The organism is Actinoplanes sp. CA-252034, from assembly GCF_050956125.1.
Taxonomy (GTDB): Bacteria; Actinomycetota; Actinomycetes; order Mycobacteriales; family Micromonosporaceae; genus Actinoplanes.
The window spans coordinates 10,057,876-10,071,663 of record NZ_CP191846.1; the positions used below are offsets into that span (position 1 = coordinate 10,057,876).

Consider the following 13,788-nt stretch of genomic DNA (forward strand, 5'->3'; position numbering starts at 1 on the left):
AATCCCTGATGGCACCAGAAGTTGATGTTGACCTGATCGCCCGGGCCGAGGCCTGGCTCGCCGACGATCCCGATCCGGTGGGCCGGGCCGAGTTGCGCACGGTCCTGGACGGCTTACCGGGCACCGCGGCAGAGCTGAGCGACCGGTTCGCCGGGCCGCTCACGTTCGGCACCGCGGGGCTGCGTGGCCGGCTCCGCGCCGGGCCGAACGGGATGAACCTCGCGGTGGTGACCCGCGCGGCGGCCGGTCTGATCGGCTGGCTGGCCGCTCAGGGCGGCGAGGGCCCGCTGGTGATCGGCTACGACGCCCGGCACGGCTCCCGGGACTTCGCCGAGCGGACCGCCCGGGTCGCAACCGGGGCCGGGCGGGCGGCGCTGCTGCTGCCGGGCCCGCTGCCGACGCCGGTGCTGGCGTACGCGGTGCGGGCGCTGGACGCGGTCGCCGGGGTGATGGTCACGGCGAGTCACAATCCGCCGCAGGACAACGGCTACAAGGTCTATCTGGGCGCGAGCCTCGGTGGCCCGGCCGGGTCCGGGGCGCAGATCGTGCCGCCGGCCGACGCCGGCATCGAGGCGGCCATCCGGGCGGTGGAGAGCGCCGCGTCGGTTCCGCTGGGCGATCCGGGCACGGTCCTCGGGGAGGAGATCCTTGCGGGGTACGTCCGGAGCGCCGCCGCCGTGCTGTCCCCCGGCGGCCCGCGTGACCTGACCATCGCGTACACCCCGATGCACGGGGTCGGCGCCTCCACCGCGGCCGCCGCGTTCGCCGCCGCCGGTTTCCCGGCCCCCGCGATCGTCGCCGAGCAGGCCGAACCCGATCCGGCGTTCCCGACCGTGGCGTTCCCGAACCCGGAGGAGCCGGGCGCCATGGACCTGCTGCTGGCGCTGGCCGCGCGGACGGGCGCGGACCTGGCGATCGCCAACGACCCGGACGCCGACCGCTGTGCCGTGGCGATCCCGGCCGGTGACGGGTGGCGGCCACTGCGCGGTGACGAGTTGGGTGCGCTGCTCGCCGACCACCTGATCCGCCGTGGCGTCCCCGGCCTGTACGCGACCACGATCGTCTCGTCGTCGCTGGTGGGCCGGCTGTGCGCGGCCCGCGGAGTGCCCTACGCGGAGACCCTGACCGGCTTCAAGTGGATCGTGCGGGCCGCCGAGGACCTGGCGTTCGGCTACGAGGAGGCGCTGGGGTACTGCGTGGCCCCGGCCCTGGTCCGGGACAAGGACGGCATCACCGCCGCGCTGACCGTCGCCGAGCTGGCCGCCGCGCTGAAGACGGAGGGCCGCACCCTGGCCGACCGGCTGGACGAGCTGGCCGCCGAGTTCGGGCTGCACGCCACCGATCAGCTCTCGGTACGGGTCGACGACCTCGCCGAGATCGGGCGGGCGATGACCCGTGCCCGGCAGAGCCCGCCGGCCACCCTGCTCGGCGCCGCCGTGACCGAGGTGCTGGACCTGCTGCCGGAGAACGACGTGCTGACGTTCCGCACCGCCACGGCCCGGGTCGTGATCCGGCCGTCGGGGACGGAACCCAAGCTCAAGGCGTACCTCGAAGTGGTCGAACCGGTCGCCGAAGGCGGCCATGCCGAAGCTCGTGACCGTGCCGCGACCGCTCTCGCCGCGCTGCGCACCGAGATCGCCGCGACGCTCGGCGTGTAGGACGATCCGCCCCGGGGCTTCGCGGAAGCCCCGGGAGACGGCGTCAGATCGGCTTGGGGGCGCCCAGCGCGGCCTGGATGGCCCGGCCCAGGGTGGCGACCACCAGCGCGACGCTGGGCCGCACGATGGAATCCTCCAGGGTCACGTCACCGACGAAGCCGGCATTGCTGGCGATCTCCTCGAGCCGCTCGTGTGCCCGGTCGGCCTCGTCGGCCGGGAGCTTGAGCGCCGGCTCCATCCGTGCCGCGACGAGCAGGGTGGCCAGCGCGGCCGTCCGCTCGTCGGGCAGGGTGTTGCCGGTCAGCGCGGCGGCCAGCCGGCCGCGGATCTCCGCCTCATACGCCGGATCGGTGGTCGGGTAGCGGTGCACGTGGATGACGCCCAGCTGGGTCTCGTCCACATCCTGCACCACGCCCCGGGCGCACAGGTCCTCCAGGACCCGCGTGCGCAGCCGGTGCCGGAGGCGCTGCAGCCACTGGGCCGGTGTGTGCGGCTCCTCCGTCGAGATCTTCTCCAGCACGGCGTCGGCCACCGGGTCGCCGATCGGTGTGGCGTCCACGACCTTCAGATAGCCGTCGGCCGCGTAGGCAACACGATTCGCCAGAGCGAGATCGATCAGAATGGCCGCGGCCATACCGAGATCGAGCCCGATCCGGGATCCGGTCGCTTTACCGCTCTGGTCGTCATACGCGAGGAGGAGCAGTTCCTCGGCGAGGGGGATGGACGTCATGTCCGAACGATAGTTGCTCAACGCTCGGCCGCCATCATCCAGTCGACGAGCTTTGCCGCCGCGCCGCCCTCTCCACCGGCCCCGTGCGTCGCCGCGAAGGCCTCCGCCCGGTGCCGGTATTCGGCGACGATCGCCGGAATGTCGGACAGGGCGGCCGCCACCTCGGACGACTCCCGCAACAGTGGGCCCGGAGCCTCCCGCTCCAGGTCGACGTTGAGACCCGGGGAGCTCTCGAACTCCTCCAGGTCCGGCACGTAGAGCAGAGCCGGCCGGCCGGTGCTGGCGTAGTCGGCGAGCAGGGCCGAGTAGTCGGTGATCAGCATGTCGGTGGCGAGCAGAAGTTCACTCACCTGGGGGTACGCCGTCACGTCGAGCACGCCGTCCACCTGGCCCATCACGTCGTCCGGGACGCCGGGGTGGCGGCGCACCAGCAGGCGGTGGTCCGGTGGCAGGGCGGTCACGACGCCGAGCAGGTCGAGCAGCCGGCCCGGGTCGCTGGCCCCGCGCCGGCGCAGGTCCGAGGGGCGACGGGTCGGCGCGTACAGGACCAGGCTGGTCTTCTCCGGCAGCCCGAGAAGCTGCAGCACGTGGGCCTTCGCGGCGTCCCGGTCGATCGCGGACAGCAGGTCGTTGGCGGGACGGCCGTACTCGAGCACCGTCCCGTCGAAGCCGAGCTCCTCGCGCAGCACCGGGGTGGCGGTGGGGCTCGGCGAGGCCACCGCCGTCCACGACGCGGCGTCCGAGCGCAACTGGTCGATCAGGGTCTGGCCGAGCGGGTGAGCGCTGGCCAGGGCGCCGGACCGGGCCACCGGCCAGCCACCGGCCAGCCGCAGCACCACCTGGCCGGGCGCGGGCTTGAACCAGAGCGGCAGGTTGTCGTTGGTGACCACCCACCGGCTGGTGGCCAGTGCCGCATACCACGCCTCGGAGCCGAGCGACACCGCCTCGACACCGTCTGGCAGCGGCTGGCCGCGGTCCACTGTCCAGAGCACCGCGGGCGCGTCCGGCCGGGACCGCAGCTCGGCGAGGATCGCGGCCGGGTCGTCGAAGAACCGGCGGCCCGGTGCGGCGTCGAGCAGCACCACGTCGCGCAGCGCCGGCCGGCCCGAGGCGGGAAAGTACCGCTTCAACAGGCGGTTGTGCTCCTCCGGCCCGGTCTCCGGGACGATCAGGTCGAGGACCGCGCGGTCGTTGGGGCCACCGCGCATGCGGCCCTGCACCCCGCCGATCTCCGGGCCCTCGAGCGGCAGCGCCGCCAGCACCGCGGCGTCGAAGGCCAGCGGCGTAGTGGTCTCGTGGCGGTTGCCGGGCGCCCGGAACGTCAGATCCCAGGTGCCGGCGACCAGCGGCAGGCGGCCGGCCAGCGTCGGGACGCGGGCCGGGTCGATCGCCACCTCCCAGCGCCCGTCCACCACCTTCAGCGGCAGGCCCAGGTCCTTGCGCCGGCCCCGCAGGCGGAGCAGCAGCTGACCCTCGGCGGGAACCGGGCTGTCGCCGCTGAGCACCAGCACGCCGTCGGGCCGCCAGCTGATGTCGGTGACCACCGGGCCCTGCGGGCGGGTGGCGATGGAGACGGCACGGTTGCTCTCGGCGACGGTGGTGAACACCTCGTCGCTGCCGTACGCCGTCCGCATCGCCCGGTAGTCGTCCCCCGCCATCAGCCGGACCGTCTCCCCGGTCACCAGCTCCAGCAGGAAGCGCTGCCCGTAGTGCCCCTCGGCGTGGTTGTCGTCGCGGACGTCCAGCGCGATCCACGCCAGCGGCACCCGGGCGGTGAACTCGCGGCCGTCCTCGCCGATCTCGGCCTGCACGGTGTGCGAGACGATGCCCGCGGCCCGGCACAGCCGGATCTGGGCGCTCTCCCGTCGCTGGCGCAGCCGGCCCACCAGGACCAGGTCGTCGCCGTCGCGGTGGGTGCCGGTGAGCCAGCCGTCCGCCTTGATCACGGAGACCCGCAGATCGCCCTTGGCCGCGAACGGCATCACCCAGACGCCGGGCGCGACCGGGATCCGCGGCATCACCTCGGTCCAGTCGGTGGGGACCTGGACCACGGTCTTGCGGACCTGCAGGCCCTGGGTCACGGCGGCCGCGATGGTCCACTGGCCGGGCTGCCACGAGCTGCCGGAACGCAGCGACTCGGGCTTGAGCCGCAGCACGAAGCCGCCGGCCTGCGAGCGTGCCCAGATCGGGATCCGGCGGCCCTCGGCCGGGTTGCTGGCCCAGAACACCTTGAGCCGGCCGGTCCGGGTGCTCGGCGCCGCCGGGGAGCCGATCGAGCCGGTCAGCACGAGCTTGCCGTTCTCCCAGGTGACCGAGCGGACGACCGCCTCCACATGGGACGCCTTGACCGGCTTGGCGTTGAGCCGGTAGCCGTGGTCGATGAGCTCGATCAGGTCGTCGAAACGGCCCTGGTTGATCAGCTTCCAGTGCGGGCGGATCTCGGCCGGCAGCTCGCTGATCGCCGACGGCTCCACCTGCTTGAGGTAGGCGCGGGACAGCTCCATGAAGGTCGACTGGAACTCCGGCGTCGCCGACGGCAGGAACTTGAAGTAGTTGCTCAGCTGGTCCTTGATGGACAGCTTCAGGAACTCCTGGCGCAGGTCCTTCTCGCCGGCACGGGCGAGGGCCTCGGCGGCCAGGTCGATCGAGTGGAACCGGTCCACCAGGTTGCGCATGTCGCCACCGGACTGGGTGATCGACCGCACCGCACCCTCGCGGAGCCGCCAGAAGTAGATCGTCCCGGCGACCACGGCGACCTTCTTGGCCAGCGCGTGCGCCGGCACGGTGACCGGGGCGTCCTCGTAGAGCCGGCCGACCGGGAACGCGAAGCCGTGCCGGTCGTAGAAGCTCCGGCGGAACAGCTTGTTCCAGATCGTGCGGTCGGCCAGAAGCGTCTTCCGGGTGGAGACGTGAGCGTCCAGTTTGGTCTTGGTGATCGCGGTCTTGTGCGGCGCGCCGCGGTGCGTGCCCCGTGAGGTGAGCCGCACGACGCCACCGGTGGCGAAGTCGGCGCCTTCGGCCAGGGCGCCGACCAGCACCTCGTACGCGTGCGCCGCGAGCAGGTCGTCACTGTCCACGAAGGCCAGGAACTCCCCGGTCGCGGCCGGCAACCCGGCGTTACGGGCCGCGCTGAGGCCGGCGTTGGACTGCCGGATCAGCTGGAACCGCGGGTCCGCGGCGACGTACTCCTCGGCGATCGCGGCCGAGCTGTCGGTCGACCCGTCGTCGACCAGGATGACTTGCAGATCGGTGTAGGTCTGGGCGCGCAGGGAGTCCAGACAGTCCCGCAGGAACGGCTCGACGTTGTAGATCGGCACGATCACACTGACCAGGCCGGGCACCAGCTCAGACAAGGGGTTCCCCCAGGAAGACGCGGCGGACGACCCGTTCGGCGGCGTGACCGTCCTCCAGGGAGCAGAACCGCTCCCGGAAACGGCCCCGTGCCTGCCGGGCGGCCTCGTCGTCGATCGCACCGGTACGGAACGCCTCGACGAGCGCGTCGAAAGTGCGGACGAACGTGCCGGGATGGTCGGCTTCCAGGTCGAAGGAGACGCCGCGCACCGCTTTGTAGACCTCCCAGTCCGGCGCGAAGATGATCAACGGCCGGTTGAGCACCGCGTAGTCGAACATGACCGACGAGAAGTCGGTGATCATCGCGTCGGACGCGATGGCCAGGGTCTCGACCGATGGGAAGCCGGACACGTCGAGCACCCGGGGGTGCCGTGGCGGGAAGCCGATCGAGTCGTAGAAGTAGTGGCCTCGCAGCAGCACCCGGACGTTCGGGCCGAGGGCCTCGGCCAGCTCGTCCACGTCCAGTGGCGGAGTGAAGACGGAGTGCCACTCGCGGTGCGTCGGCGCGTAGAGCACGACCTGCTCGTCGGCGCCCAGACCGAGCTCGGCGCGGGCCGCGGCGACGTCGTCCGGGCCGGCCAGGGCCAGCCGGTCGTTGCGCGGGTAGCCGGTCTCCAGCGTCTCCCCCTTGATCGGGAACTGCCGGTCCCAGAGAAGCGTGGTGTGCCGGTTCGCGGTGATGCTGAAGTCCCACTTCGCGAGGTTCAGCCGCATCCGGTCGGGGTTGAAGCCGCCCAGCGAGGCGGGGAAGCGCGGCTGATCCAGGCCCATGGTCTTGAGCGGCGTGCCGTGGTGGGTCTGCACCTGGATCTGCTCGGGCCGCTTCACCACGTCCGGCGGGAAGGTCGCGTTGTTGATCATGTACTTGGCACGGGCGATCGTCCGGAAGTACTCCTTCGTCCCCGGGTGGACCACCGGCACGCCCTCGGGCACCTCACGGGCGCCGCGCTTGACCACCCAGACGCCCCGGACGTGCGGCGCCAGCTCCTTGGCCTTCTCGTAGATCGCGGCCGGGTTGCAGGCGTACCCGCGGTACCAGTACGCCCCGTACACCGCGAGGCTCTCGTCGACCGGGAGCCGCAACTGCTGCTTGTAGTAGCGCAGCAGGTTGGCCTTGCGCAGCGTCGACTTGGCCTTGCCCGAGGCACCCCGGGCCTTGCCGACCACCCCGCCGACCGCCCCGCGGCCACGGCGCAGCACGCGGTAGGCCGAGTACGAGTCGGAGGCGAGCAGCTTGAGCCGCAGGCCGCCGAGGCCGCCCGGGCGTGGAGCCGTCCGCTTCTCGTGCTTGCGCAGCAGCCCGGAGATCTCGGTGAACATCGCGCGGCGCGCCTTCTCCGGCACCCGCGAGCCGTTGTCCACGATCGCGAGCAGCTCGCCGATGGCCCGGTTCAGCACCCGGCGGCGGGTCTTCGGGTCGGCCTGCTCCACAACGGACAGGCTCAGCACGCGGTCCCACTGCCGGACCGCCTCGATGTGCCGCTTCGACTTCCCGCGCAGCGAGCCCTGCCGGTCCATCCGCTGGATGTAGCAGGGCGGTTCGAGCGTGGCCACGTTGTCGGTCGCGGCCAGCACCGCGTAGCCGAAGGCGAGGTCCTCATACCACTCGGACTCGAAACGGATGCCGGCGTCGATCAGGAACTGCCGTCGCACCACCAGACCGCCCAGGGGCGGCGGGGCGACCGTGAGCGCCTCCACCCCGGTGCGCGCCTTCTTCGGCGTCACGGAGCGGGTCACCTTACGATTCCACCGCTCGCGTGCGACGCCGACCAGCAGCACGTCGGGCTTCTCCTCGGCGAGCCGCGCCTCGACGGCCGCCAGGGCGCCCGGGGCGATCCGGTCGTCGCCGTCGACGAACCACACATACTCACCGGTCGCCCGGTCCAGCCCGGCGTTGCGCGCGGCGCCCGGGCCGACATTGCTCTCGAGGTGGATCGCGAGGACCCGTGGATCAGCGGCGGCACGCTCGTCGATGACCTGGCCGCCGTGATCGGGGGACGCGTCGTCGACCGCCACGACCTCCACGTCCCCGACGGACTGCTGCTGCAGGATCGAATCCAGACATTCGTTCAGATAACCCTGCACTTGCCACGCAGGCACGACTAAACTGGTCAAGTTCGGCATAGGTGGACGCAGACCATCCGTGTGACGTCGTCGAGGAAGCGCCCACAGTATCATCGACGCCAACGGAGACCGTCATTAAGATGACCATCTAACTTCGACCCCGTAGCGGCGGCGATAGGCTGTGCGGGCTGCGGTTTCGGTTCCGCCGGAGCGCACGGCCCCGCGGTGGTGATCACGGGCGGACGAACGTCTCGTTTCCCCCGCCTGTCGGCTGATGCCGGATCGGGCTTATCCCCTTTGTCAGGCTGGCTTATCCCCTTTGTCAGGCTAGGGTGCATCGGTGCGAGCAGTCCTGGCAACCCTCGGATACGTCTTCTCCCCCGACCGCAGCCGCATCCTGATGATCCGGCGGGACGCCCGGCCCGACGACATCCACTACGGCTACTACAACGGCCTCGGCGGCAAGCTGGAGCCCGGTGAGGACGTCGTCGCGGGCCTGCGCCGGGAGATCCACGAGGAGGCCGGGATCGACTGCACCGGCATCGAGATGGCCGGCACGATCTCGTGGCCCGGCTTCGGCCGCGACGGCGAGAACTGGTTCGGCTTCCTCTTCCGGATCACGTCGTGGACCGGCACGCCGCACTCGTCCAACGACGAGGGCAGCCTGCACTGGGTCACCGTCGAGGATCTGCTCTCCGGCGAGCTCCCGATGTGGGAGTCCGACCGGCACTTCCTGCCCCTGGTCTTCGCCGAGAAGCCCGAGGTGTTCCACGGCGTCATGCCGTTCGCCTCCGGCAAGGCGCTCAGCTGGGACTTCAACACCATCTAGGGGTACGGCCAGCCCGTCTCCGCCGCATCGGGACAGTCCCGCCGGCGCCACGCGACGCCCGCGTCACTCCCGGCCTCCATCGCGCCCGCCGGGCATGTGCGGTGGTCACCGGCCCCACTCCCGGCCGGTGTGCGGCCGGGAGTCAGGCGGTGTGAGCGGGACGGGCGCACCAGCCCGGCAGGCGCGCTGCGGTCCGGTGGCCCGGCCGCCTCGCGTGGTGGCCACGGGCGGCGGCTGATGCGGTTGTCCGGGCGATGGCCGTACCGTATGAAGGGCTCAGAAGCGGCGCATGCCGCCGAACTGGCGGTCACCGGCGTCGCCCAGGCCGGGCACGATGTAGGCCTTCTCGTTGAGGCCCTGGTCGATCGAGGCGGTGACCAGGCGCAGCGGCAGGCCGGAGCCTTTCAGGCGCTCGACGCCCTCGGGGCGGCCAGCACGCAGCAGATGATGATGTCGGTGCAGCCGCGGTCGGCGAGCAGGCGGCAGCAGTGCAGCAGCGAGCCGCCGGTGGCCAGCATCGGGTCGAGGACCAGCACCGGCTGGCCGGTCAGGTCGGCGGGCAGCGACTCCATGTAAGCGCGCGGCTCGTGGGTCTCCTCGTCGCGGGCCAGGCCGACGAAGCCCATCGACGACTCGGGCAGCAGCGCGAGTGCGGCGTCGGCCATGCCGAGCCCGGCCCGGAGCACCGGGACGATCAGCGGCGGGTTGGCCAGCCGGGTGCCCTCGGTGGCCGCGACCGGCGTCTCGATGGCGTACTTCTCGACGGCGAAGAGACGGGCCGCCTCGTAGACCACCATGGTGGTCAGCTCGTGCAGCGAGGCACGGAACACACCGGAGTCGGTGTCGGTGCGCCGCATCGCGGTGAGCCGGGTCTGGGCCAGGGGATGATCTACGACAAGGACGTCCACGGGCAACAACCTATCGTTCAATCAAGATCAACTGTCACAGGGTTGCGTAGAATCCCTTTCATGACTGTGACAGCGTCCGCCGCTCTGTCCGATCTCCGCTCCTTCCTGCACGGCCTGCCCGGGGTCGACAAGGTGGGCGTCGAGGCGCGTGCGGCGGCGCTCGCCACCCGCTCGATCAAGGCCGGCTCCAAGGCCGAGGCCATCGACCTGGCCATCCGCATGGTCGACCTGACCACGCTGGAGGGCGCCGACACGCCGGGCAAGGTGCGCGCGCTGTGCGCCAAGGCGCGCCGGCCCGACCCGGCCGACTCCTCGTGCCCGCCGGTCGCCGCGATCTGCGTCTACCCCGCGATGGTCGGGGTCGCCGCCGCGGCGCTCGCCGGCTCCGGGGTGCACCTGGCCAGCGTCGCCACCGCCTTCCCCTCGGGACAGGCGCCGCTCGAGGTCAAGCTGGCCGACACCCGCGACGCGGTGGCCGCCGGGGCCGACGAGATCGACATGGTGATCAGCCGGGGCGCGTTCCTGGCCGGTGAGTACACCAGGGTCTTCGACGAGATCGTGGCGGTCAAGGAGGCCTGCGGCGGCGCCCACCTCAAGGTCATCCTGGAGACCGGCGAGCTCGGGACGTACGACAACATCCGGCGGGCGTCCTGGCTGGCGATGCTGGCCGGCGCCGACTTCATCAAGACGTCGACCGGCAAGGTCGCGGTCAACGCGACACTGCCGATCACGCTGGTCATGCTGGAGGCGGTCCGCGACTTCCGGGAACGGCACGGCCGGATCATCGGGGTCAAACCGGCCGGCGGCATCAAGACCACCAAGGACGCCGTCAAGTACCTGGTGCTGATCAACGAGACCGTGGGCGACGACTGGCTCAGCCCCGACCGGTTCCGCTTCGGCGCCTCCTCCCTGCTCAACGACCTGCTCATGCAGCGCACCAAGCTCACCACCGGCCACTACGCCGGCCCGGACTACTTCACCCTGGACTGAGTTCATTCTCGGGCGGCCCCGCCGCCGGTTGGAAGGCCACATGTTCGAGTACGCACCGGCGCCGGAATCGCGTTCGGTAGTAGATATCGCCTCCTCCTACGGGCTGTTCATCGACGGCTCGTTCGACAGCGGCAAGGACGGCGACGTCTTCAAGACGATCAACCCGGCCACCGAGGAGGTGCTGGCCGAGGTCTCCACGGCCGGCCCGGAGGACGTCGACCGCGCCGTGGCCGCCGCCCGCCGCGCGTTCGGCCCCTGGTCGGCGCTGCCCGGGGCGGAGCGCGCCAAATACCTGTTCCGCATCGCCCGGATCATCCAGGAGCGGTCCCGTGAGCTGGCCGTCCTGGAGTCGCTGGACAACGGCAAGCCGATCCGGGAGTCACGCGACGTCGACCTGCCACTGGTCGCCGCACACTTCTTCTACTACGCGGGCTGGGCCGACAAGCTGGGGTATGCGGGTTTCGGCCCCGACCCCCGGCCGCTCGGCGTGGCCGCCCAGGTCGTCCCGTGGAACTTCCCACTGCTCATGCTCGCGTGGAAGGTCGCACCCGCGCTGGCCACCGGCAACACCGTGGTCCTCAAGCCGGCCGAGACCACCCCGCTGTCCGCGCTGTTCTTCGCCGACGTGTGCCGTCAGGCCGAGCTGCCGCCGGGCGTGGTCAACATCGTCACCGGGGCCGGCGACACCGGGGCGTACCTGGTGGCCCACCCGGATGTGGACAAGGTCGCCTTCACCGGCTCCACCGAGGTGGGCCGGGAGATCGCGCGTGCCGTCTCCGGCACCGGCAAGCGCCTCACCCTGGAGCTCGGGGCAAGGCCGCGAACATCGTGTTCGACGACGCCCCGATCGATCAGGCCGTCGAGGGCATCGTCAACGGGATCTTCTTCAACCAGGGGCACGTCTGCTGCGCCGGGTCGCGCCTGCTGGTGCAGGAGTCGATCGCCGACGAGCTGCTCTCCTCACTGAAGCGCCGGATGGCGACGCTGCGCGTCGGCGACCCGCTCGACAAGAACACCGACATCGGCGCCATCAACTCGGCGGCCCAGCTGGCGCGCATTAAAGAATTGTCAGAAATAGGAGCATCGGAGGGCGCGGAGCGCTGGTCGCCGGAGTGTCCGCTGCCGGACCGCGGCTTCTGGTTCGCGCCGACGATCTTCACGGGCGTCACCCAGGCCCACCGGATCGCCCGGGAGGAGATCTTCGGGCCGGTGCTGTCGGTGCTCACCTTCCGCACCCCGGACGAGGCGGTCGCCAAGGCCAACAACACGCCGTACGGCCTGTCCGCCGGCATCTGGACCGAGAAGGGCTCCCGGATCCTGGCCGTGGCCGATCGGCTGCGAGCCGGTGTGGTGTGGGCGAACACGTTCAACAAATTCGATCCGGCGTCGCCGTTCGGCGGCTACAAGGAGTCCGGTTACGGCCGCGAGGGTGGCCGGCACGGACTGGAGGCGTACCTTGCCTAAGACATCGAAGGTCTTGGAGACGGCGACGCGGCTCACCGTCCGTAAGACCTACAAGCTCTACATCGGCGGCAAGTTCCCGCGCAGCGAGTCAGGACGGACGTTCGTGGCAGACGGCGACAACGTGGCCCTCGCCTCCCGCAAGGACGCCCGGGACGCGGTGCTCGCGGCGCGGGCCGCCCAGCCGAAGTGGGCCGGTGCCACGGCGTACAACCGGGGCCAGGTGCTCTACCGGATCGCCGAGATGCTGGAGGCGCGCCGGGGCGAGTTCACGGCGCTCGGCGTCCCCGGAGACGAGGTGGACGCCGCCGTCGACCGCTGGGTCTGGTATGCGGGCTGGTCCGACAAGATCGCCCAGGTCACCGGTGGCGCCAACCCGGTCGCCGGGCCGTTCTTCAACATCTCCGCCCCCGAGCCCACCGGGGTCGTGGCCGTGGTCGCGCCGGCCTCGCTGCTCGGCCTGGTCAGCGTGATAGCCCCGGCGATCGTGACGGGGAACACGACGGTCGTGCTGGCGGCCGGCCCACAGGTGGCGATCACCCTGGCCGAGGTGCTGGCCACCTCCGACGTACCGGGCGGCGTGGTGAATCTGCTCACCGGGCGCTACGCCGAGACCGCCCCGTGGCTCGCCTCGCATGACGACGTCAACGCCCTGGACCTGACCGGCGTCGACCACCCCGACCTGGCCGGCGAGCTGGAGCGGGCCGCCGCGGGCACCCTGAAGCGGGTGATCCGGCCCCGGGCCGCGACCGACTTCACCGCCGATCCGGGCCTGCGGCCGATGACCGCGCTACTGGAGACCAAGACGGTATGGCATCCGAAGGGCTACTGAGCCCACCGGGGACGCTGTCACACAGCGTTGCCGACTAGGGTGTGTGCCCAGAGTCACCCGTCCCACCACCCCCAGATCACCCGGAGGTCACCGTGACCAGCCAGTCCGACGAGCCCGAGGCGTCCGCGCCGGTGGCGGAGAAGTCCTCGACCGAGGGGTCTTCCGGGCGGGAGCTTTGGGATCAAGTCCGCATCGAGCCGGTGGAGATCGCCCTGCCGGGTGGGGTGGGCCTGACCCTCCGGGCGTACCGGAAGGCGTCCGAGCTCACGCCGACCGAGGTCGAGGTCGATGAGGACGACCCCTTCGAGGCCCGCAAGCGCCGTGCCGAGGAGGACGAGGAAGAGGTCATCGTCGACGAGGAGTACCAGGCGCTCCTCGCCGAGGGCGAGACCGGGGAGAGCAAGGGCGACTCCACCGAGGAGCCGGACCCTGCCGACTTCGAGGACGACCCGGCCGCCCAGGCGGACGATGAGGAAGTACCCATGTTCCTCAGCCACAAGGGCCGACTGCTCGCTTTCAAGAGCGCCGAATCGCTCGTCTCCTTCCTTCGTTCGGGTGCTCCGCACGATCTCGCACAATTGGACACCTGGGGTGACCTGGCCGAGCGGGTACAGTCGAGCGACATCGACCCGCAGCCGGAGGACCGCTACGAGCTCGACCTCGTGGTGGAAAACCTGCGCGGCGGTCACGACACGTGGGATCTGCCGCTGCTCATCAACGCCGGCGAGGTGGCCCGTGACCTGGGTTACGCACTCCGCATCAAACCGGTGATCCTGGCACTGGCGCCCGGCTCGCCGCTCGACGATCTCGACGAATCCCTCCGGACCGCGGAGAAGGGCGGTATGGGTGGTTACTTCGGACGTCGCCGGTTGAAGAAGATCGGGGCACAGCAGGCCAGCCTGGGTTGGCGCTCGGTGATCGGCAAGATCTCTGCCGCTGTGGACTGGCGTGACTGACCGATTACC

8 protein-coding genes and 2 pseudogenes are annotated in these 13,788 nt (G+C 71.2%); 6 read left to right on the top strand and 4 right to left on the bottom strand.

Annotated elements, in window-relative coordinates; translation table 11 throughout:
- The first annotated feature begins 8 nt into the window (after positions 1-8).
- Complete coding sequence (locus ACQPZW_RS45435; protein WP_433792187.1) at positions 9-1,658, top strand: phospho-sugar mutase; 1,650 nt, start codon at positions 9-11, stop codon at positions 1,656-1,658.
- Between the two features lie 43 nt (positions 1,659-1,701).
- Here the strand turns inward: ACQPZW_RS45435 and ACQPZW_RS45440 are convergent, their stop codons facing one another.
- The 3 genes from ACQPZW_RS45440 to ACQPZW_RS45450 are packed head-to-tail and all read right to left on the bottom strand — an operon-like array spanning position 1,702 to position 7,839.
- Positions 1,702-2,388: a GOLPH3/VPS74 family protein gene (locus ACQPZW_RS45440; RefSeq protein ID WP_433792188.1), complete on the bottom strand. Its 687-nt coding sequence runs from the start codon at positions 2,386-2,388 to the stop codon at positions 1,702-1,704.
- Between the two features lie 17 nt (positions 2,389-2,405).
- Positions 2,406-5,741 (bottom strand): bifunctional glycosyltransferase/CDP-glycerol:glycerophosphate glycerophosphotransferase, encoded by a 3,336-nt coding sequence (locus tag ACQPZW_RS45445; RefSeq protein ID WP_433792189.1) that lies wholly within the window; start codon positions 5,739-5,741, stop codon positions 2,406-2,408.
- A complete protein-coding gene (locus ACQPZW_RS45450) occupies positions 5,734-7,839 on the bottom strand; it encodes a bifunctional glycosyltransferase/CDP-glycerol:glycerophosphate glycerophosphotransferase (RefSeq protein ID WP_433792190.1) in 2,106 nt (701 codons plus the stop codon). Before ACQPZW_RS45450 ends, ACQPZW_RS45445 begins: the two co-directional genes overlap by 8 nt.
- Before the next feature lie 304 nt (positions 7,840-8,143).
- On the opposite strand from ACQPZW_RS45450, the gene ACQPZW_RS45455 reads away from it, so the two are divergent.
- Positions 8,144-8,632: an NUDIX hydrolase gene (locus tag ACQPZW_RS45455; RefSeq protein WP_433792191.1), complete on the top strand. Its 489-nt coding sequence runs from the start codon at positions 8,144-8,146 to the stop codon at positions 8,630-8,632.
- 276 nt (positions 8,633-8,908) lie between these two features.
- On the opposite strand, the pseudogene upp reads toward ACQPZW_RS45455, so the two are convergent.
- Positions 8,909-9,540, bottom strand: a pseudogene (gene upp / locus ACQPZW_RS45460) (uracil phosphoribosyltransferase).
- A 60-nt stretch (positions 9,541-9,600) separates the two neighbouring features.
- On the opposite strand from upp, the gene deoC reads away from it, so the two are divergent.
- From deoC to ACQPZW_RS45480, 4 genes and pseudogenes are all read left to right on the top strand, one after another.
- Positions 9,601-10,530 (top strand): deoxyribose-phosphate aldolase, encoded by a 930-nt coding sequence (gene deoC, locus ACQPZW_RS45465; RefSeq protein ID WP_433792192.1) that lies wholly within the window; start codon positions 9,601-9,603, stop codon positions 10,528-10,530.
- 40 nt (positions 10,531-10,570) lie between these two features.
- A pseudogene (locus tag ACQPZW_RS45470) lies at positions 10,571-11,994 on the top strand (aldehyde dehydrogenase family protein).
- Positions 11,987-12,823: an aldehyde dehydrogenase family protein gene (locus ACQPZW_RS45475; protein WP_433792193.1), complete on the top strand. Its 837-nt coding sequence runs from the start codon at positions 11,987-11,989 to the stop codon at positions 12,821-12,823. The pseudogene ACQPZW_RS45470 and the gene ACQPZW_RS45475 overlap by 8 nt, the downstream one beginning before the upstream one ends.
- 92 nt (positions 12,824-12,915) lie before the next feature.
- Positions 12,916-13,779, top strand: coding sequence for a DNA primase (locus tag ACQPZW_RS45480; RefSeq protein WP_433792194.1), 864 nt, complete (start codon positions 12,916-12,918; stop codon positions 13,777-13,779).
- Positions 13,780-13,788 lie beyond the last annotated feature (9 nt).

What these genes read in the sequence shown, in the direction of transcription:
- ACQPZW_RS45435 (WP_433792187.1), top strand. Translation starts at nt 9, where the DNA reads ATGGCACCAGAAGTTGATGTTGACCTGATCGCCCGGGCCGAGGCCTGG.
- ACQPZW_RS45440 (WP_433792188.1), bottom strand. Translation starts at nt 2,388, where the DNA reads ATGACGTCCATCCCCCTCGCCGAGGAACTGCTCCTCCTCGCGTATGAC.
- deoC (WP_433792192.1), top strand. Translation starts at nt 9,601, where the DNA reads ATGACTGTGACAGCGTCCGCCGCTCTGTCCGATCTCCGCTCCTTCCTG.